The organism is Paenibacillus bovis, assembly GCF_001421015.2.
GTDB lineage: Bacteria > Bacillota > Bacilli > Paenibacillales > Paenibacillaceae > Saccharibacillus > Saccharibacillus bovis.
In genome coordinates this window covers 3,586,823-3,608,380 of the sequence record NZ_CP013023.1, presented here as the reverse complement: position 1 = coordinate 3,608,380, position 21,558 = coordinate 3,586,823, and the positions used below count along the sequence as shown (strand labels likewise).

Sequence of the window (21,558 nt, the reverse complement as noted above, 5' to 3'; positions counted from 1 at the left end):
ATGAGCAAGGTTCCATATGAAGTTTACACGGAAGAAGTGGAAGCACTTTCCGTTCTCTCCCCAGAAGGTAAAATTGTCAACCCTGACAAAGTACCTGATCTGACTGATGATCAATTGAAAGAAATTATGTACCGTATGGTATTTACACGTACTTGGGATGACCGTGCTGTTAACCTGGGCCGTCAAGGACGCCTTGGTTTCTATGCTCCGGTTTCCGGACAGGAAGCAACTATGGTTGGTAGCGTATACGCACTGGACAAAGAAGATTTCGTATGTCCTGGTTACCGTGACATGCCTCAGCTGGTATGGCATGGTCTGCCACTGTATCAAGCATTCCTGTATTCCCGTGGACATCAAGAAGGCGGACGCATCCCTGAGGGTGTTAACGTTCTGATGCCACAGATCATTATCGGTGCACAAATCCTGCACGCGATGGGTCTGGCAATGGGATACAAACTGAAAAAACAAAAACAGGTTGTTATCGCCTACACAGGTGATGGCGGTTCTTCCGAAGGTGACTTCTATGAAGGCATGAACTTCGCAGGCGCTTACAAACTGCCTGTTATCTTCTTTGTACAAAACAATGGTTATGCCATCACAACTCCATTTGCAAAACAAACAGCTGCACTGTCTATCGCTCACAAAGCAGTTTCCGCTGGTATCAAAGGTGTGCAAATCGATGGTATGGACGTATTTGCTGTTATCACAGCTGTTCGTGAAGCTGCTGAGCGCGCTCGCAATGGCGAAGGTGCTACACTGATCGAAGCTCTGACTTACCGTTTCCGTCCGCACTCCATGTCAGATGATACAAGCAAATACCGTACCAAAGATGAAGAAGGTATCTGGAGCGAGAAAGATCCTATTGCTCGTCTTGCAAAATACCTGGCTGAAAAAGGTCTGTGGTCTGACGAAGATACAGAGCGTGTAAGAGAAGAAGCCAAAGCAAAAGTAAACGAAGAGATCAAAAAAGCCGAGAAAACAGAGAAAATGACTGTAACTGGCCTGATCGACAGCATGTTCGAAACAACACCTCACGATCTGGAAGAGCAAAAAGCGGATTTCCAATAAGAGGTTTCTGAATAATATATAATCGCAGCACATCCTTGATGCGTGAACATGAACAGTGAAATGTTTAAGGAGGAAATGAAGCAAATGGCACAAATGAATATGAAAGAAGCGATTCGCGACGCAATCCGCGTTGAGATGAAAAATGACCCTAACGTGCTCATTTTTGGTGAAGACGTAGGTAAAGTTGGCGGTGTATTCCGTGCAACAGAAGGTCTGCAAGCAGAATTTGGCGAGGAACGTGTATTCGATACACCACTGGCCGAGTCCGCAATCGGTGGTCTGGCATTTGGTCTGGGTATCCAGGGCTTCCGTCCAATCGCTGAAATCCAGTTCGTAGGTTTTATCTTTGAAGCATTGGATCAAATGGCGATTCAGGCAGCACGTCTGCGTTACCGCTCCGGCGGTCGCTACAATGCACCAATCGTATTCCGTACACCTTATGGTGGCGGTGTTAAAGCGGCTGAGCTGCACACAGACGACCTGTCCGGTCTGCTGGCTCAAACACCGGGTATCAAAGTGGTTATCCCTTCGAACCCATACGATGCAAAAGGCCTGATGGTCGCTGCTATTCGTGAAAATGATCCAGTATTCTTCATGGAGCATCTTAACCTGTACCATGCATTCCGTGCAGAAGTACCGGAAGAAGCTTACACTGTAGAAATTGGTAAAGCGAATGTAGTACGTGAAGGTTCCGATGTGACTATTATCGGTTACGGTATGACTGTTCATACAGCTACCAAAGCTGCTGATCAGCTGGCTGAGCAAGGAATCAATGCCGAAATCATTGACCTGCGCACACTGAGCCCGATCGATATCGATACAATCGTAACTTCCGTTAAGAAAACCAACCGTGTTGTTATGGTTCAGGAAGCTCAAAAGAGCGCTGGTGTAGCTGCAGAAGTGATCGCTCAGATCAACGAAAAAGCGATTCTGCATCTGGAAGCTCCAGTACTGCGCGTATGCCCGCCGGATACAATTTATCCGTTCGCTCAAATCGAGGATGCGTGGCTGCCAACACCACAACGCGTTATCGATGCGGTTAACAAAGTAATGAACTTCTAAGATCCTGCTTATTAAGGATTTCATGAAGGAATGAATAAAACATTCAAGGCTCAAGAGGCGGTTTGCATGATAGTGTTCTATTTTTTAACAGCCGACCCGGGAGTGCTGTTGAAATGGAAATACTTTTCTACGGACGCCTTTTGGCTTTGATATATGTGTATACAGAAATACTTATCAGACGTTGTTGAAGGCATGACTGTTTCAAGTCTTATTCAACAATTTAATCAGGGAGGTTTTGCAAGTGGCAAGATTCGTATATAAATTTCCAGAGCTTGGTGAAGGTTTGCACGAAGGCGAAATCATCAAGATGCATATTAAACCAGGTGACAAAGTAACAGACGACAGCATTATCATGGAAGTACAAAATGATAAAGCGGTAGTTGAAGTACCTTGTCCGGTTGACGGAACAGTAGTAGAAGTACTGACTAAAGACGGTCAGGTTTGCCACGTAGGCGAAACAGTAGCAATCATCGAAGCAGAAGGCGACCTGCCGGATCAAGATGAAGAGCCAGCTGAAGAATCTGCTCCTGAGCAAAAGAGCGGTCAGGAAACTGACGCTGTTAAAGGAAACGTAGATACTAACTCTTCTCCTGCAGCTACAAGCCCAGCTGATGCAAAAGATGGTCAAGCGACTAATGCTTCTACACCAGCAGCACCTAACAAAGATGTACTGGCAACTCCAAGCGTACGTAAATTTGCTCGTGAGCAAGGTGTAGATCTGGCTCAAGTTACCGGTTCCGGCAGCAACGGCAAAATTACTCGCGAAGATGTTGAATCCTTCAAACAAGGTGGAGGCCAAGCTTCCGGTACAACTCAAGCGGCAGCAGCTGACGAAAAAGCAGCAGCACCAGTTGCATCTGCAGCAGCACCAACAGCTTCCGCAGCATCTGCTGGCGGCGACGAAGAGCGCGTACCATTCAAAGGTATCCGTAAAGTTATCGCTAATGCTATGGTTAAATCCGCATACACTGCTCCACACGTAACGATCATGGATGAAGTTGACGTTACTGAGCTGGTAGCTTTCCGTACTCGTATGAAACCACTGGCTGAAAAACGCGGTACTAAAGTAACTTATCTGCCATTCATCGTAAAAGCACTGGTGTCCGCGGCTCGTCAATTCCCGGCTCTGAACGCTTCTATCGACGAAAAAACAGAAGAAATTGTATACAAAAAACACTATGACATCGGTATTGCTACAGACACACCTAACGGTCTGATCGTACCAGTTGTTAAAGACGCTGATCGTAAGAGCATCTTCATGATCGCTGATACTATCAACGATCTGGCTGTTCGTGGTCGCGACGGCAAACTGGCAGCAAACGAGATGAGAGGCAGCACAATCTCGATCTCCAATATCGGTTCTGCAGGCGGTATGTTCTTTACTCCAATCATCAACTTCCCTGAAGTTGCGATCCTGGGTACTGGACGTATCAGCGAAAAAGCGGTAATCAAAAATGGCGAAGTGGTAGCAGCACCAGTAATGGCACTGTCCCTGAGCTTTGACCACCGTATCATCGACGGCGCTACAGCACAACACTTTATGAACCATATCAAATCACTGCTTGGTAACCCTGAGCTGTTAACTATGGAGGTGTAATTCAATGGTAGTAGGAGATGCTTCTATCGATATTGAAACGTTGGTAATTGGTGCGGGACCTGGTGGCTATGTAGCCGCTATCCGCGCTGCACAGCTGGGACAAAAAGTCCTGATCGTTGATAAATCCGAACTCGGTGGCGTGTGTCTGAACCGTGGTTGTATTCCTTCCAAAGCCCTGATCGCTGCAGCTCATCATTTTGAATCTGCACAGCACGGCGAAGGATTCGGCGTAACCGTTGGCGACGTAAAAGTTGACTTTGCCAAAACACAAGAGTTCAAAAATGGTGTTGTTAAAAAAATGACCAGTGGTGTTACTGGCCTGCTGAAAGGTAACAAAGTGGAAGTATTCCACGGCGAGTGCATGTTCATTAACCAGAATGAAGCGCGTCTGTTCAATGATCATGAATCTCCACGTTATCGTTTCAAAAACTGCATTATCGCTACCGGTTCACGTCCAATCGAACTGAAAGCATTCCCGTTTGGCGGTCGCATTCTGTCTTCTACAGAAGCACTGAACCTGCCGGAAATCCCTAAATCCATGATCGTTATCGGTGGTGGATATATCGGTGCCGAGCTGAGCCAAATGTACGCTAAATTTGGTACTAAAATTACAATTATTGAAGGTCTGGATACAATCCTGCCAGGCTTCGATAAAGATATGACTTCCCTGGTAGCAAAAAACATGAAGAAATCCGGTGCGGAAATCTTCACAAACGCGAAAGCGGAAAGTGCTACTCAAACAGATAACGACGTTACAGTGAAATTCACTGTAGACGGCAAAGAGCAAGAAGTAACTGCAGATTACCTGCTGGTTACTGTTGGACGTCGTCCAAACACTGACGGCGAACTGGGTCTGGATCTGATCGATCTGGAACTGACAGATCGCGGTCTGGTAAAAATCGACCATCAGGGACGTACAAATATCCCGCACATCTATGCAATCGGTGATATCGTTGAAGGTCCGGCACTGGCACACAAAGCTTCCTACGAAGCTAAAGTGGTAGCTGAAGTTATCTCCGGTATGCCTTCCGTGATCGATTACAAATGTGTACCAGCTGTAGCATTCACTGATCCTGAATGTGCAAGCGTTGGTCTGACTGAAACAGAAGCAAAAGCCAAAGGATACAAAGTATCCGCTGGTAAATTCCCTTACGCTGGTAACGGCCGTGCAACTTCCCTGAACAACACAGAAGGCTTCGTGAAAATCGTGGCTGATGAAGCAACAGGCGTTGTACTGGGCAGCCAGATCGTAGGTCTGGAATCTTCCAACATGATCGCTGAAATGGGTCTGGCTATCGAAATGGGCGCGACACTGGAAGATCTGGCACTGACTATCCATGCGCATCCAACACTGGGTGAGATCGTTATGGAAGCAGCTGAGCTGGTTATGGGTCATCCGATCCATGTTATCGCTCCGCGTAAAAAGTAAGTTATTCTTTAATGTATCAGTCTGCAGCAGCTACTATTCGCAGCTTATCTCTACTCGTCCCTGTATTTGATTTCATCGCTGTGGGCTGATTAAGATATCAAATGCTTATGTCAAAGCCGCCAGAGAGCTCCTGGCGGCTTTTGATATGCTATATGATCTGTATACAGGAAAGGATATGACAAGTTAATTATTTGACAACATGTGAATACATGTTCGCAAAAATAGCTTGGATTTCATTTTAGTATATGGTAAAATAGATAAGGCATTTCAATTAATGTTTACGGATTATTAACTGACTATACAGTTCCAATAAATCTCAGTTGAACATTTATTGTAATTAGGTTAAATTAGTATAGTTGAATAATTTCTGATTACCAATGAAGTGAGGTGAATTCACATGCGCGTTATCGTTACTTTGGCATGCACAGAGACTGGCGATCGTAACTACACTACGACCAAGAACAAACGGAACCATCCGGAACGTCTTGAGCTGAAAAAATATTGCCCACGTCTTAAGAAATACACGCTTCACCGCGAAACTCGTTAATCCTTGATTAGCGCGTGAAGAAAACACCCGACTATAATATAGTCGGGTGTTTATTTTTTTATACAATGGGATACTTGCTTTTTATATATTCGGATATGTGATTAGATCATAAGTTAATTTGTTTTTTATTTTAATGGATTTTATTTGGTTCTGTTTGGGTGTACAATGTATTTCTATTATCTGTCTTCTTACATAAGCATTTGTTTCTATAGGTTGCTAAGCTTTCCTAATTTTGATTTCTTCCCTGGCATTTATCTATGTTACAATATGGCAGGTGAAGTTAAACTGAATTTGATAGGGATTTTCTTTGTGGATAGAGGAATGACTATATCTTAACAACCATGTGGTTGTCTGAATAGCATTTGTATGTGATCCGACAAGCCTGTCAAATCAAGTCGTATAAATGAGGTGTAAAGATGAAAGCATATTTGGAATTATTGCAGGATATTATGGATCATGGAGTAGCCAAGGGAGACCGTACAGGCACAGGTACCATCTCCGTATTCGGACGGCAGATGCGTATTAATCTTCAGGAAGGATTCCCTTTGCTAACGACCAAGCGTCTGCATACACGGTCTATTATTCATGAATTGCTCTGGTTTCTCAGTGGCGATACGAATATTACGTATCTGCGGGAAAATGGCGTGACGATCTGGGACGAGTGGGCAGATGAAGAAGGGAATCTGGGGCGTGTATATGGCTCCCAGTGGAGAGAATGGCGTGGTCCCGGCGGCGAAGTGATAGACCAGATTTCTTCCGTAATCGAGCAGATTAAAAACAATCCGGATTCCCGTCGTCATATTGTTAATGCCTGGAATGCAGCCGAGGTGGATCATATGGCACTGCCGCCGTGTCACTACGCTTTTCAGTTCTATGTAGCAGAAGGCAAGTTGTCATGTATGTTCCAGATGCGTTCGGTCGATACATTCCTTGGGCTGCCATTTAATCTGGCTTCCTACGCGCTGCTAACGTATATGGTCGCACAGCAATGTGATCTGGAAGTGGGCGATCTGATCTGGACGGGCGGAGATGTACACATTTACAACAATCATATTGAGCAGGTGAAGCTACAGCTTACACGCGAGCCGTATTCGCTACCGCAGCTGCGCATCGAGCGCAAGCCGGATAGTATTTTCGATTACAAATTCGAAGACTTCCAGTTTGAAAATTATGAATATCATCCAGGAATCAAAGCACCGATTGCTATTTAATCGATGCGTCATATCAATTGAATACCGGTAATATTTATATTTATTCCGGAGACTGATTTGGGGAGAGACACAGCTACTGCTGCATAGCAGACAGTACATCTATATCCGGTAAATCGTCTCCGGATTTTTATTTGAATACGATGTGATCAAATTTCTGAATCGGTATAGATAAAACATTTGATAGCTTGCTTTTTAACGGATGATCGGTTAATAAGCTGGTTTAATATTCGTGTAATATTACAAGAAGTTGATGCAGAATGATAGGTTTTAATGATATGATATAGAATAAACCTATCTGGATGCACAAATCCGGATGATAGGAGGACAGCGATAATGACCATTACACTCATATGGGCACAGGGAAGACAGGGGATTATCGGCAAAAATAACGATATGCCGTGGAAGCTTCCCAAAGATATGGCCTACTTCAAACAGCAGACCCAGCATAAAACGATTGTGATGGGACGAAAAACATGGAACTCCTTTGGCTCCAAGCCGCTGCCGAATCGGCGAAATATTATTTTGACCCGGGATGCTTCCTTTGAGGCGGCAGAAGCGGAAGTACTGCATTCGGTAGAAGAAGCTATCCAGCTTGCCGGAACAGAAGAAGAATTAATGATTATTGGTGGCTCCCAAATTTACAAGGAATTTCTGAATCATGCAGATCGCCTGCTTGTTACGCAGATCGAACATGATTTTGAAGGAGATACGTATTTTCCAGAAGTGGACTGGTCAGAGTGGACATTGGTGAATGCGGTACCAGGTATTCGTGATGAAAAAAATGATTATGATTACCGGTTTGAAGAGTACAAGCGGAAGTAGATCGAACACCAATTATTCAAGCAGCGGTAGTATCAAAGCTACAAGCATGAATTTCTGTGCGGCTTTTCATACGTATTTCCATGTATAATGCGTAATAACAGAGCAGTCAAAAACTGAAGATTAACTTGAATTATGCGTAAAAATGCATAAATATAACAAAAAGTTTATAACTGCATGCTTGCTGTCTGCCTGTGCGAATAATACTATCACTCAAAATTATAAAAGCAGTATATAAATTATATGAATAATTAACAGCAGTTATCGGAATAAAGTAGCAATAACGCGTTGTTAACGTATCTTATACTGAATATTACTTAAACAAAATGTATACAAAAATAGTGAAAGTAACAGAAAAGTTATTGCAAGATGTTTCACCACGGTGTAATCTCTATGTAAAAAGTACAAATAATCATGCGCTTAATCCATTTGTGATTCAATTGTCTCAATGCTACTCTTGAAAATAAACTTACGGCAAGCTGGTGATCGAAAGAAACTCGGCATCGTATAGAACGGATGGGGGAACTGTTAATATGTCTACACCTACTGGATTTATGGAATACAAAAGACAAATTCCCGCGGATCGCGATCCGCTTGAACGCGTAAAAGACTGGGAAGAATTCCATAAGCATATGTCTGAAGACGAACTGCGTACGCAGGGTGCACGATGTATGGACTGCGGAACACCGTACTGTCATACAGGTATGAATATGGCAGGGTCCACCTTTGGCTGCCCTGTTCATAACCTGATTCCCGAGTGGAACAATTTGGTTTACCGTGGTCTGTGGAAAGAAGCGCTGGAGCGTCTCCACAAGACAAATAATTTTCCCGAGTTTACCGGACGGATCTGCCCGGCTCCTTGTGAAGGTTCCTGTACAGTGGGGCTTATCGGCCAGCCGGTAACCATCAAGACGATTGAAGAGTCTATTATTGAACGCGGATTCGCAGAAGGCTGGGTTGTTCCCGAGCCACCGGAAAAGCGTACAGGACGCCGTGTAGCTGTTATTGGCTCGGGTCCGGCAGGTCTGGCATGTGCTGCCCAGCTGAACAAAGCGGGACATTCAGTGACGGTATATGAGCGTTCCGATCGTGTAGGTGGACTGCTCACTTACGGTATCCCAAGTATGAAGCTGGATAAGCAAATTGTAGAACGTCGCGTAAATCTGCTGAGACAAGAAGGTATCGAATTCATCACCAGCACAGAGATCGGCAAAGATATCCCCGCTCAGCAGTTGGTGGATGATTATGACGCAGTTGTGCTTTGCGGCGGTGCAACCAAACCGCGTGAATTCAATATTGAAGGCAGTCAGCTGAATGGTGTAATCTACGCCATGGATTATCTGAATGGTACGATCAAAAGTTATCTGGACAGCAATCTGGAAGATGGCAATTATATCTCTTCCACAGACAAGAATGTTATCGTAATCGGTGGCGGAGATACCGGTTCCGACTGTGTAGCGACTTCGCTGCGTCACGGCTGCCGCAGTGTCACCCAGTTCGGTACGCATGACAAAGCTCCACTGGAACGTGATCCTATTGCCAATCCATGGCCGCAGTTCCCGAATGTATACACACTGGATTATGCGCAAGAAGAAGCCAAAGCAATATTTGGCAGTGATCCGCGTGAATTCTCTATCATGACAACCAAGTTTGTCGGTGATGAAAATGGTAATCTGAAAGAACTGCATACGATTCAGATTCAGCGTATTATCGATGAAACCGGACGCAAAATCTATCAACCTATTCCGGGAACAGAGCGTGTATTCCCGGCAGAGATTGCCCTGATCGCTATCGGATTTGACGGACCGGAACAGACGCTGGCTGAGCAGCTTGGCCTGGAAACGGATCGCTGGACCAACGTCAAAGCCCGCTACGGTAAATACACTACCAACGTAGACAAAGTATTTGCAGCTGGCGATATGCGCCGCGGACAAAGTCTGGTCGTATGGGCGATTAACGAAGGCCGCGAAGCAGCGCGCGAAGTGGATAAATATCTGATGGGTGCAACGGTACTTGTCTAAACCTAATTTGATCATTAAAATGTTAGACGTTAGACACTCTTATATATCCAATAACCCTGTTGTATATGCAAGCTGATTAGTAGTAATAAAATGTAGAAACGACATCATTGAACAGTATGGAAAAAAGACTGCACTCTCCAGTGTGGTCTTTTTGCTATACTACAGATGGAACTAATAGAAGTGTGTAGAAGTGTCTTTGTTGATGCCGATTCTTTCATCGAATTCTAAAACACAATATGCTATAATGTGAAGTGAGTAATAGGTACGTGAGAAAGGGGGCTGCACTCCAGAGTGTAGCTCCTTTTTTGCCGAAATACCAAGAGATTCAATTGCTGAAAGTATGAAAACCTGGATATGAAGTATTGTAGTGGTTACTGTCTACGCGCAATCACTATCTATACGCAATCACTGTCTTCAATATCCAGTTTCAGAAGTCACATCCAAGAATGTAACCAACCTTATGGTAGTCCATTCCCGGAAAGGAATGAAAGCATGAAAATTCTAGTCATTGCCGAGAAGCCGGATATGGGACGTAATATTGCGGCCGTTATCGAACCAAAAGCGCGCAATCAGCGCACGCATCTCGAAGGGGATCAATACATTATTACCTGGGCGATCGGCCATTTGATCGGATTGGCTGAACCGGATGCCTATGATCCCAAGTATAAAAAATGGAATTTCAGAGATCTGCCGATCATTCCCGACGAATTCAAAATTGTACCAAATCCGCGTACCAAGGATCAGCTAAAAGTAATTGGTGACTTGGCCAAGCGCTGTGACCGCATCGTGAACGCGTGTGATGCCGGGCGGGAGGGACAGCATATTTTCGCCCTGATTCAGCGTCAGCTCAAGCTGCGTCAGCCGGTTAAGCGGCTATGGATTTCGGATCTGACTCCGGAAAGTATACGCAAAGGGTTTGACCAGCTGCGGGATAGCAGCGAGTTTGAGAATCTGACGCGGGCTGCACGAGCGCGCAGCGAAGCGGATTGGCTGATCGGGATGAATGCTTCACGCGCATTTACGACCAAGCACAACAATCTGCTATCAGTAGGGCGAGTACAAACTCCTGTACTGGCGCTGATTTATGATCGGCAAAAAGAAATCGAGGCATTTGATTCCCAGACCTTCTACGAAGTAAGAGCCAGCTTCAAGCAGCACGATAAAACCTATGAAGGAGTATGGCAGGGAGACCGGATTACCGACAAAGCCAAAGGCGAAGCAATCGCAGACAAAGTCAAAGGCAAAGAAGGACAAATTACCAAGTACGATATTCGCGAAAGCAAAGAGTATCCGTATAAATTGTACGATTTAACTCTGCTTCAGCGGGATGCCAATGCCAAGTTTGGATATTCTGCCAAAAAAACACTGGATGTTGCCCAGGCGCTATATGAGCGTCATAAAGTGATTTCTTACCCGCGTACCAACTCCAACTATGTCACCGAGCAAAATATTGACGGGATGCATAAAGTGCTGGGAATGCTCAAAAATACGCCGTATGAAGAGCTCGCAGGAGGCGCAGATGGTAAACGGGTACATGTGAATAACAAAGCCGTCTGTAATCCTGCCAAAGTAGAAGATCACCATGCCATTTTACCAACTCTCAAAAAGCCGGGCACTCTTAGCAAGGAAGAACAGCAGCTGTATGATCTGATTGTGCGCCGTTTTCTGGCCCAATTTTATCCACCGGCAGAGTATAAGCATCATACCGTTATGACAGTGGTGGAACAGGAGACCTTCAAGACGGCAGTCAAAGAATTATTATTTCTGGGCTGGAAGGTAACGCTGCCCGATAAGGATAAATCCAAAAGCGGCGGCAAATCCTCTGCTCGCAAAAATTCGGATAAAGAAGAAGATCAGGAAGAAGAAGTACAGGAGCCTTTTGTTATCGACAGCAAGCTGCCTGTTTTATGCCGCAAAGTAGATGTAAAAGAAAAAGCGACACAGCCACCCAAACCGTATACCGAAGGTACACTGCTCAAAGCGATGGAAAGTGCCGGCAAGCAGATCGAGAACGAGGAGCTTCGGGATGCGATGAAAGAATCGGGTCTTGGCACACCTGCCACACGGGCGGCTACTATCGAGCGTCTTAAGCAGGTCGGTTATGTGACTGCCAGCGGTAAAAAAATCGAACTTACCCTGAAAGGAAGAGCGGCGATCGAACTGATTCGGGCAGCCGGAGTCGAGCTGCTCACCTCTCCCGAGATGACAGGGCAGTGGGAGCGTCGTCTGAACCAGATTTCACGTGGCGAAGCCGACCCGGATCGCTTTCTGGAAAGTGTCAAAAAGTTTGCTGTGTCTGTTATTGATAAAGTAAGCACACAGCTGCCAGCAGCAGCGGGAGCATTTGGTGATGAAGGCAGCCGTTCCAGGGGCAAAGGAAAATCCGGCGCCGGCAGTTCAACCGCACGTACACGTCCAAAAACCGCATCCTCCTCAGGCAAAAGTACGCCTGCACGCAGCGGTAGCAGCCGCGGAATTTCGTCAGCTGCGGCAACAGCGACCGTAGAGAAAAAGGTGTCGCTCGGAGCAGCTGGAGAACATGCTGCACTGGGTAGCTGTCCATGTCGTGGATGCGGTGGATTCATTATCGAAGGTCGCAAAGGATATGGATGTTCTCATTTCAAGCAGGGCTGCAAATTTGTGATCTGGAAAGAGTATGTGGGCAAAAATATCTCGGTCACCATGTTAAAATCACTGCTCGAAAAGGGAGAAACCCAGGTACTGTCTTTTAAAAAAGGCGGTCAAACGCACAAGGGAAGAATCAAGCTGGCTGAAAAAGAAACCGGCAAGCTGATGGTTGAAGCCGTTCATTCCTGAGCGATTGGAGTGCAGTCTGTCAAGTCCAAAAGCGGAATGAGCATTCCCAAGGTATGGTCTCTGAGAAGACCAAAACAGGAATATACCCGCAAAATGCAAAAAAACGCAATATGCAAAAAAAACACAACATGTGCGGAAATGAAAACAGGGTTCAGCCGGCAAGATAAGACAGAGGGACCTTACAGGAGATATACAGCGTCGATGAATTCATCTGACGCAAGATCAGGTATGATCCGCAAAAAAACGGACCCGGGATTATCCCGAAGTCCGTTTTTTCTCATGAATGCGGAGGCTCTGGTGGATCACATCAGGTACCTCTGTCAATTTGGATACAGTATGGAACGATTGCTCGGTTCCAGCCTGGAGCTCTATAATATCGTATGCCCATTCCAGTTCGTGTTTGATATAAATCGTATTTAGTGATGCCTGTAGAGCGGGCTGCACATCCGAGCGCAGGGAATTACCGATCATCCAGGTGTCCTGACGAGGCAATAGATGTGAAGTAATGATCTCTTCCAGCGCAGTTACATTTTTGTGCTGACGGATAAAGATACGCGAATCAAAATATGATGTGAGCTTCATTTGATCAATTTTGCGCTGTTGAATAGCATTTTCGCCGCCAGTGTACAGGTACAGTGTATGTCCAGCCTGCTGAAGCATCTCCAATGTCTCCACCATACCTGGATAAGCTTCTACTTCTTTTTCGTAGACACTGCTGCCGAGCAGACGCAATTGATGCTCCTCCAGCTCGGAGGTAGGACGGTTATACAATTGGCTGAAATGATGATAAGTCTCGACCAGGGAGCGAGGGAAATGTTCACTGGCAAATCCAACCTGGTGGACGCCGGCGACATCAATCTCGATCTGTTTTTGGCGAATATCATGCATTTGCAGTCCTTCGTCCGCAAACCAGCCGGACAGCAGGCTAATAAATTCATCGAGAATCAGATTAAAATACTTATTACAGTAAATCAGCGTATCATCCATATCGAAGATCAGATGCTGGTGCCGAATGTCTTTCATGGGGTTCACTCCTTAAATACGGATATACGATTCCAAAAATAGCTGCAGCTCGGATACTCCATCCTGCCGCAGACTGAAGCGGTCAATATCTTCCCGGCCCAGATGAATGCGCAGCAGTCCAGCTACGCGGAGCATCATCAGATGATGCATAAGTGTCTCCTGTGGCTGGAGCAGATCATGAGCCATCTCTTGCAGTGAGCGAGGTTCTCCGCCAATATAGCGTAGCATCCGCAGACGTTCAGGGTCCGACAGGGCCCGGGTCAGACGCAGCAGCATGTTGGGCGGATCTTCTTCGCCTTCTTCCGGTACCTCGACAGGATACTGGATCAACAGCACGCCATCATAAAAACAGTACGTATTGATAGGACGGTTATGCACAGTGGGGAACAGAATAACCGTATGCAGTCCAGGCATTGGAGAGACGACCAGACCGCCTGAAGCATACTCGATCAGTGCTTCTGGTTCCATTTTATCGAGCAGACCGATTTTTTCTTCGCCGTCTTCTGTAATAAGCGGCATGATCTGTCCTTCAATCTGGTGGAAATAATGCTCGTACCACAATTTGAGTAGTGGAGCATAACTTCGCTGAATACGAATACTATCATTTAGCGAGAGCGAAGGCATCATAGGATGAATCTCATCCCACATGCTATTTTCCGGAGTGTTCTCAAGATGCTCAAGAAAATGCTGCACCGAACCGTCAGGCTGACGACAGCTTGCCCAGGCATACAGTGCATCATAATCGTCGAACGGCCAGGAGGAGGCTTCCAGTATCGCGAGGCGTACTCCATGGCTTAATGTATTGTCAATTTCCCGAATCCACTCGGTGCCGAGATCGATATCCCGTATCCATTTCTTGGTGACATAGACCATGAAACTTCCGAGCAGATCATAAATGGGGGAAACGTCTATTTTCACTTGATAGCTCATGAAACGAGAACCTCCCAGAATATAATCATCAGTCAATGCATTCCTGTAACAGGCTTGATTCCTAACTTCCTGTTGTGCTTATTATGGCTTGTTTGCGTGCAGATTGTCCACTATAATGTTCGGGTAGCACAGGTGGACAGGAAGCTGTCGTATTTTGCCAAACCGGACAGGAATCGCAGTTTGTTGCATACTGTTCACTATACCAAATTACAGCATAGATACAGCGTTTTGTAAAATGCTGATACATAAAAATGGAGGAAATATCTTGTCTGACACAACATCATCTAATCGTTCATCTATTTATTCGAACCAGACATCTCATTTTGTGATTCTGATTATTGCGATTATTACCGCAGGGCTTAGTCAGGGTATGCTACTGCCGGTGCTGGCTATTTTTCTGGAGAAGATGGGTGTATCATCCACAGTCAACGGATTGAACGCTGCTGCTCTGTATGTCGGCTCTTTTGCCATGACACTGGCAGCAGAGCGTCTGCTCGGTGTACTCGGCTTCAAAAAGCTGATGCTCTGCGGATTGCTGCTGGTAGTCATCACCCTGCCGCTGTTCCCGCTTTACCCAAGTATAGCTTTCTGGTTTGTACTGCGTATGCTGGTTGGTATTGGAGACAGTGCTATTCATTACTCGGCACAGCTATGGGTATTGATGGCCGCGCCTGCCGAGAAAAGAGGACGCAACCTTTCTATTTATGGAATGTCCTACGGGATCGGATTCAGCATTGGTCCGCTCGGCATACAGCTGCTTGACTGGGGAATGATGGCTCCTTTCCTGATCATGACGCTTTTATTTATTATAGTAACCGTACTCGTATGGATGAAACTGCCGGATGGCAAGCCTGCCAAGGAAGAAGGCTCCGAACCGCAAAAAGGACGCTTTGGCCGCAGCTATCGCTGGGCTTGGTATGCGCTGATTCCGGCACTGCTGTACGGCTATATGGAAGCAGCAATGAACAGCAACTTCCCGGTCTATGGATTGCGGATTGGTCTGACTACAGATGCGATCGCTTTCCTTCTTCCTTTTATCGGTATAGGAGGTCTTGTACTTCAGCTGCCGCTTGGTATGCTGAGCGATCGGTTTGGACGTAAAAAGATACTTATGCTATCCGGCAGTATCGGGGGACTACTGTTTGTGCTGGTACCACTTGCCGGCACCAATATTTGGACGATGGCAGCACTATTTGCTGTAGCGGGTGGATTGATCGGTTCCTTTTTCTCATTGGGACTGGCATATGCGGCAGATATTCTGCCCAAAATGTACTTGCCTGCAGCCAACGTACTGGCTTCTTTTCATTTTAACTTCGGAAGTATTGTCGGCCCGGCAGTAGGCGGCAAGGGAATCGAGATGGGATCTGCGTCCAGTCTGTTCTGGGTACTGGGCGGCTGTTATATTCTTTTTGCAGCTATGGGGTTCGTATTCCGTGAAAAAGCAAAATAAAATCCAAGCGCAGATGGCATTTATCCGCTTTTTCCCCTAAACTATATAAATAAGAGCAATAATGTTGCTGATATGAAAGAGAGTTGCGATAGATAGCAAGTTCGCTGCTGCTCGATCAGTAGCATGATGACACCAAATGATCTGGAACCAGCAGATCAAGTTGGGATGAATAGTGCAGAAGGGCGGTCGCAACAATGTCTATGATTCACGTAGATCATCTGACAAAAATAGTCGGAGAAGATAGAACCAGAGTACTCGATGATATCAGCCTGGAAATTCAACATGGCGAAATGATTGCACTTGTAGGCCCAAGCGGCAGCGGTAAAAGTACGCTGCTGAAATGTCTGGCTATGCGGGAGACCTGGTCGGAGGGAAGCTTCCGGGTAGGAGATACCGATATTCTCAAATCCGGCTTCAGCGGCAAACGTAAAATTAGCCGGGAATGGTCCTTTTTGGAGCAGAGTCCACAGCTTCATCCAGAGCGTACAGCACTCAAAACGGTGCTGATCGGCCAGTCGGGGCAGACACCTGTCTGGCGGATGCTGACCGGCATGGTTCGTTCCGATGATTATATGGGAGCGATGGATATCCTGGAGACACTCGGTCTGCTGGATAAAGCGCATCAGAAAGCAGGTACGCTCAGCGGTGGTGAACGACAGCGGGTCGCGATTGCACGTGCTCTCGCCCATGGAGCCAAGGTAGTGCTGGCGGACGAACCGGTTACCGGTCTGGATCCAAAATCCGGCGAAGAGGTTATCAAGACATTGCGCGCGCTGTGTACAAGTGAGAGGCTGACAGTGATTGCTGTTATTCCACTGGAATTGGCCGAACGTTATGCCACCCGGATTATTGGCTTGCAGGATGGTCGGATTTCTTTTGACATTAATGGAAGAAGGTTGACGAGCGCGGAACGAAGATTGCTATAACCAAAATGGCCTGCAATCTATACGGCAGGCCGATGAAGAGAGTGATAATAATGAACCGAATGATATGGATCAGGATGCTGGCGGTAGCCGGCTTGCTCTTTTTGCTGAGCGGCTGCAGCTTTAACCCGCTGTCTGATCCAAAGACATTGATTCAGACACCGGAACTTCCATCGGACAAGCAGACACTGAGCAGTGTCATCAGTGCCGAGCTGCCTGAAGGAGCGAGTATCCAGAGTCCCAAAAACGGCAACACCAGCCGAATCCAGACCGTGGATCTGGATGGAGATGGAACGAGCGAGACCATTGTTTTTTATCAGACGACCAATGGCCGCATTAATGGAATGATCTTCGAGCAGTCGGGAGACACCTGGGTAAAGCAGCTGACCATCGAGGGTTCGGGTTTTACGCTGGAAAGTGTTGAGATTACGGATATCACCGGAGATGGGCGGCGCAATTTACTGGTCGGTTATTCCAATGATACAGCCAGCAATGATAATACACAGAAAACGCTCGATGTGTATGATTATGACAAAGGCAAGCTGACCAAGGAAGATCATATGCCTTACTCTTATTATGAAACGATCGATATGGATGGAGACGGGATTAACAATCTGACTACCATGACCATGAACAGCAATCCTGATTATGTAGCTGTGACAGTCTATGGATACGATAATGGATTTAAAAAGATAGATTCTATTGATCTCAACAATATCGTAAGTGCCTATAATGTAGTAGCCGGTAAGGTAGCCCCGGATCAGAATGGTATTATTATGGATCAGGCACTCGGGAAGTCGGGATTCTCGCACTTGTTTATTATGAGAGATGGCAAGCTGGAGGATGTATTCCAGCTCAGTCGTCAGGCAACCTGGAAAGACGTGCAGATTGTCAGCGAAGATATTAATAACGATGGTATCTTGGAAATTGGCATGGTCGAGATTCCGGCAGGCTGGGAAAATATCGCTCCGGTCGAAACGCCTTTGTTTACCAATTATTATCAATGGACAGGCGGCGTTACACTGGAAAAATTGGTCAGCCAGCAGTATAGGGATGAAGAAGGTCGTTTTGTAATTAAAATTGCCAGTGACTGGATGGAAAAGATTACACTGGATACCAAATCCAACAAAGATAAAGATTTGCGATTTGTATTAAAGGATACCGGTGAAAAGGTAGCCGAGGTTCGATTCTTTAGTGAAAATGAATGGAATAATCATAACGGGGATTGGGAAATCATCGCCGAGAATAGAGGGCAGGTTATCGCACTCTGGGAAAATGACAAAATTAATATTATTCAAAATTAAGCGCATGGGAAATAGGGAGGAACAGTTGCATGAGTAAAGTGCTAATTATGGAAGATGAAGAGTCTATCCGCAGTTTTATTATTATCAACCTGAAACGTAACGGATTTGAAGTACTGGAGACCGAAAATGGGGAACAGGCCCTGCATATGTTGGAAACGGTACCTGATATCGATATCGCACTGCTGGATGTAATGGTGCCGGGTATTGACGGGTTTGAGGTATGTCGCCGGATTCGCGAGAAAAATGAACGAATCGGTATCATTTTTCTGACAGCCAAAGTACAGGAGCAGGATAAGGTCTATGCACTGTCGGTGGGTGCGGACGATCATGTGAGCAAGCCGTTCAGCCCGACCGAACTAATCGCGCGTATCCAGTCTTTGCTGCGCCGCGTCAATGTACAGCGGGAATCGGATACCAAGGTATCTTTTGAATCCGGTCCGTTTACGCTGGATCTGATCTCCAAACAATTCAAGAAAAACGGCAAAATGATCGAGCTGACACCTACTGAATTCTCGCTGGTTCAGTTTTTCCTCGAAAAAGAAAATACACCGCTTAGCCGTGATCTGCTGCTGGATCATGTATGGGGCAAAGACTATATGGGTGATCCCAAAATCGTCGATGTAAATATCAGACGACTTCGCCAGAAAATCGAAAACAATCCGTCCGAGCCCGAATTCCTGCAGACCGTTTGGGGACATGGTTATAAATGGAGAGGCCGGGAGTCATAATGATTAAAAAGGGGATGACCCGGCAGATTGTTCTGCATTATTTTTTAGTCGTCTTTCTGACGATTCTTCTGGTTGAAATGGTATTTCTATTCGCTATTCGTACGTATTATTACGATGGTATTTCCAATTATCTGCAGTCTTCATTTGATAATACGAGTGCACCAACCAATTCCAGAGATCTAATCTCCACTTATACGCTGGACAAAGCCGAAGTACAGGTACTAGATCTCAAAGGAAATGTTATTCAGAACTCTACGCCGTTCCGTCTCGACAAGCCAATTCAGACTGGAGATATTCCGCAGGCACTGACAGGCTCAACAGGCCGCTGGATCGGCAAACAGGCCGGAACCGGTGAAGATGTAATGGCTGTCACCCGGATGATTCAGATTAATGGAGACAAGTCCTATCTGGTGCGGTATGTGACTTCTCTGGAACTGGTCAATCAAAAGCTGTTCTATATTACACTCGTCTCGACAGGTATTGGCATTATCATCCTGATTATCGTATTGATTGTCAGTGTTGGCCTGGCGAACTCGATTGTTAAGCCAATCAATAATATTATCAATGTGTCCACTCTGATGGCCAAAGGGGACTTCAATGTCAGGATCAAAGGCAATTATCCTCATGAAATCGGAGATTTGGCATCCACGCTGAATTATATGGCAGACGAGATTGTACAAAGCAACCAGGTTAAGGATGACTTTATCTCCTCGATCTCCCATGAGCTGCGTACACCGCTGACCGGTATCAAGGGCTGGAGTGAGACGCTTGTTTCCGGCGGATTTGATCCGGAAGAGACCAAACTGGGGATGAGCATCATTTCCAAAGAAACCGATCGTCTGATTGGACTGGTTGAGGAAATGCTCGATTTCTCCAAACTCCAGCAGAATCAGATGAAGCTGGTTATGGGCGAAGTGAATATGAAGGAACTGCTGCAGGAGACGATGCTGAATGTATGGGCCAAAGCCGAGCAAAAGCATATCAGTCTAAACTTGCAGCCGGGAGAACGACCGTTCCTTGTCTACGCAGACGGTAACCGCCTGAAGCAGGTGTTCCTGAATCTGGTCGACAATGCGATCAAGTTCTCACCGGATGGCTCGATTATTTCCTTAATGATTACCGAAATAGCGCCTGACAAAGTGCGTATCTCGGTCAAAGACCCCGGCATCGGAATCAGTCCGGAATTTTTGGAAAAAGTAAAAGACCGTTTCTTCCAGGTGAATCCGAATCAGGGCGGAACAGGACTGGGACTGGCTATTACCCAGCAGATCGTCAAGCTGCATCAAGGCGAAATGCATATTGAGAGTGAGCTGGATCAGGGAACAACCGTCAGTGTAGATCTGCCGCTGCTGGATAATCAGCAGCCATCCGGGTCTTTGGCGTAATACAGGAGGCTAAGCAATGAATCTGTCAGACACCAATAAGGCTGTGCATATTCGTAGAGCCGGGCTGGAAGAGCAGGAAATAGTCCGGCATTTTCTGATCGAAGCAGCAGATTGGATGGAAGCCAAAGGAATCGGTCAGTGGAGACGTGCTCTTTTTACACCCGAGTTGATCCATAGCTATTTTGTGGAACGTGAGGTTTATATTGCAGAAGTGGCAGGAGAGCCAGCAGGGATGTTTACCCTGCAAAAAGAAGATGCCGATTACTGGCAGCATCTAAACGATGAACAGTATATATATCTGCATCGCTTGACGGTATCGCCACGCTTTCGCTCTATCGGACTAGGAGCTGCAATGCTGGATTGGGCAGAGCAGTATGCAGAGCGGCAGGGAAACAAAGGACTGCGTCTGGATTGTATGTCTGATCTGCTGCCATTGAATCGCTTTTATCAACAGCATGATTTTCGTTATATGGCTACGCATGAGGTGAGCGGCAAGCTAGCCAACTTATATGAAAAGCTGCCGCGGGCTCATGATCATGAGCTTCGGCTGCAGTATTTTACAGACCGTGATTATAAACAGTTGATCAAGTGGTCAGGCGATGCTGAATTTCTCCTGCAATGGAGCGGTCCGCAGTGGCGGCACCCATTACAGGAGAGTGATCTGGATACGTATGTGCAGGATGCCAATCATCCATTGTATTCGGATCGCCTGATCTATACTGCGGTTGAACGTATCAGCAATAAGGTTATAGGACATATTGCGCTGACCCGCATTGATCGGGATAATCGATCTGCCCGTATTTCCCGTGTGCTCGTAGGAGCTCATGAAGCAAGAGGGAAAGGTTACGGCAGGCAGATGATCCGCGAAGCGCTGAGAATCGGATTTGATGCTCTGGGAATGCATCGTATAACGCTGGGAGTACTGGATTATAATCTGCAGGCCAAATCCCTGTACGAATCGACGGGATTCCAACAGGAAGGTTATATGCGCGATGCAGTAAAGCATAATAATCAATATTACAGTCTGTATGAGATGAGCATTCTGGAAGAAGAATGGCGTGTGCATCCGTTTTCCAAAACAACAGAAAATGGATAATTCGGTAGACTGCGTAAACGATGGATAGTATAAAGAATAGCCATGATGCACCAATAATCAGCAGTATGATTTGCTGTATTGAAATAGTATGTAGTCGCAGATAGCAAGGATTAACAAAAAGTGCGTACTCATAATAAAAAGGCGGAGC

17 protein-coding genes are annotated in these 21,558 nt (G+C 46.1%); 15 read left to right on the top strand and 2 right to left on the bottom strand.

Translation table 11 applies throughout. From position 1 onward, the window contains the following. The 9 genes from pdhA (at position 1) to AR543_RS15235 (ending at position 12,571) form a co-directional block, all read left to right on the top strand. Positions 1 to 1,068, top strand: a complete 1,068-nt coding sequence (gene pdhA, locus AR543_RS15275; protein WP_060535323.1) for a pyruvate dehydrogenase (acetyl-transferring) E1 component subunit alpha — start codon at positions 1 to 3, stop codon at positions 1,066 to 1,068. An 84-nt stretch (positions 1,069 to 1,152) separates the two neighbouring features. After that, positions 1,153 to 2,130 (top strand): alpha-ketoacid dehydrogenase subunit beta, encoded by a 978-nt coding sequence (locus AR543_RS15270; RefSeq protein ID WP_060535322.1) that lies wholly within the window; start codon positions 1,153 to 1,155, stop codon positions 2,128 to 2,130. A 241-nt stretch (positions 2,131 to 2,371) separates the two neighbouring features. Next, entirely contained in the window at positions 2,372 to 3,727 is a 1,356-nt protein-coding gene (locus AR543_RS15265; protein WP_060535321.1) for a dihydrolipoamide acetyltransferase family protein, read from the top strand. A 4-nt stretch (positions 3,728 to 3,731) separates the two neighbouring features. Further along, positions 3,732 to 5,156: a dihydrolipoyl dehydrogenase gene (gene lpdA / locus AR543_RS15260; protein ID WP_060535320.1), complete on the top strand. Its 1,425-nt coding sequence runs from the start codon at positions 3,732 to 3,734 to the stop codon at positions 5,154 to 5,156. Positions 5,157 to 5,553: 397 nt separating this feature from the next. Further along, positions 5,554 to 5,703 carry a 50S ribosomal protein L33 gene (gene rpmG, locus AR543_RS15255; protein ID WP_082472246.1) on the top strand — a complete coding sequence of 50 codons (150 nt, stop codon included), beginning with the start codon at positions 5,554 to 5,556 and terminating at the stop codon, positions 5,701 to 5,703. Between the two features lie 416 nt (positions 5,704 to 6,119). Beyond that, complete coding sequence (thyA, locus tag AR543_RS15250; RefSeq protein ID WP_060535319.1) at positions 6,120 to 6,914, top strand: thymidylate synthase; 795 nt, start codon at positions 6,120 to 6,122, stop codon at positions 6,912 to 6,914. A 333-nt stretch (positions 6,915 to 7,247) separates the two neighbouring features. After that, positions 7,248 to 7,736, top strand: coding sequence for a dihydrofolate reductase (locus AR543_RS15245; protein WP_060535318.1), 489 nt, complete (start codon positions 7,248 to 7,250; stop codon positions 7,734 to 7,736). Positions 7,737 to 8,266: 530 nt separating this feature from the next. Beyond that, on the top strand, positions 8,267 to 9,754 hold the full coding sequence (locus AR543_RS15240; protein ID WP_060535317.1) for a glutamate synthase subunit beta: 1,488 nt from the start codon (positions 8,267 to 8,269) through the stop codon (positions 9,752 to 9,754). A 492-nt stretch (positions 9,755 to 10,246) separates the two neighbouring features. Continuing rightward, positions 10,247 to 12,571, top strand: a complete 2,325-nt coding sequence (locus tag AR543_RS15235) for a type IA DNA topoisomerase (RefSeq protein WP_060535316.1) — start codon at positions 10,247 to 10,249, stop codon at positions 12,569 to 12,571. 255 nt (positions 12,572 to 12,826) lie between these two features. Here the strand turns inward: AR543_RS15235 and AR543_RS15230 are convergent, their stop codons facing one another. Together AR543_RS15230 and AR543_RS15225 are read right to left on the bottom strand one after the other, a co-directional pair. Continuing rightward, positions 12,827 to 13,594, bottom strand: a complete 768-nt coding sequence (locus tag AR543_RS15230) for an HAD family hydrolase (RefSeq protein WP_060535315.1) — start codon at positions 13,592 to 13,594, stop codon at positions 12,827 to 12,829. A gap of 12 nt (positions 13,595 to 13,606) precedes the next feature. Beyond that, positions 13,607 to 14,524, bottom strand: a complete 918-nt coding sequence (locus AR543_RS15225) for an ArsR/SmtB family transcription factor (protein ID WP_060535314.1) — start codon at positions 14,522 to 14,524, stop codon at positions 13,607 to 13,609. A gap of 154 nt (positions 14,525 to 14,678) precedes the next feature. Between AR543_RS15225 and AR543_RS15220 the strand changes: the two genes are divergently transcribed. From AR543_RS15220 to AR543_RS24325, 6 genes are all read left to right on the top strand, one after another. Further along, positions 14,679 to 15,974 (top strand): MFS transporter, encoded by a 1,296-nt coding sequence (locus AR543_RS15220; RefSeq protein WP_335582696.1) that lies wholly within the window; start codon positions 14,679 to 14,681, stop codon positions 15,972 to 15,974. A gap of 200 nt (positions 15,975 to 16,174) precedes the next feature. Then, positions 16,175 to 16,900 (top strand): phosphonate ABC transporter ATP-binding protein, encoded by a 726-nt coding sequence (locus AR543_RS15215; RefSeq protein ID WP_060536806.1) that lies wholly within the window; start codon positions 16,175 to 16,177, stop codon positions 16,898 to 16,900. Between the two features lie 50 nt (positions 16,901 to 16,950). Next, on the top strand, positions 16,951 to 18,201 hold the full coding sequence (locus AR543_RS15210) for a putative periplasmic lipoprotein (protein ID WP_060535313.1): 1,251 nt from the start codon (positions 16,951 to 16,953) through the stop codon (positions 18,199 to 18,201). 29 nt (positions 18,202 to 18,230) lie between these two features. Continuing rightward, complete coding sequence (locus tag AR543_RS15205; RefSeq protein WP_017812419.1) at positions 18,231 to 18,929, top strand: response regulator transcription factor; 699 nt, start codon at positions 18,231 to 18,233, stop codon at positions 18,927 to 18,929. Continuing rightward, positions 18,929 to 20,314, top strand: coding sequence for a HAMP domain-containing sensor histidine kinase (locus tag AR543_RS15200; protein ID WP_060535312.1), 1,386 nt, complete (start codon positions 18,929 to 18,931; stop codon positions 20,312 to 20,314). The genes AR543_RS15205 and AR543_RS15200 overlap by 1 nt, the downstream gene beginning before the upstream one ends. Positions 20,315 to 20,330: 16 nt before the next feature. Further along, on the top strand, positions 20,331 to 21,410 hold the full coding sequence (locus tag AR543_RS24325) for a GNAT family N-acetyltransferase (protein WP_158523978.1): 1,080 nt from the start codon (positions 20,331 to 20,333) through the stop codon (positions 21,408 to 21,410). Positions 21,411 to 21,558: the final 148 nt, after the last annotated feature.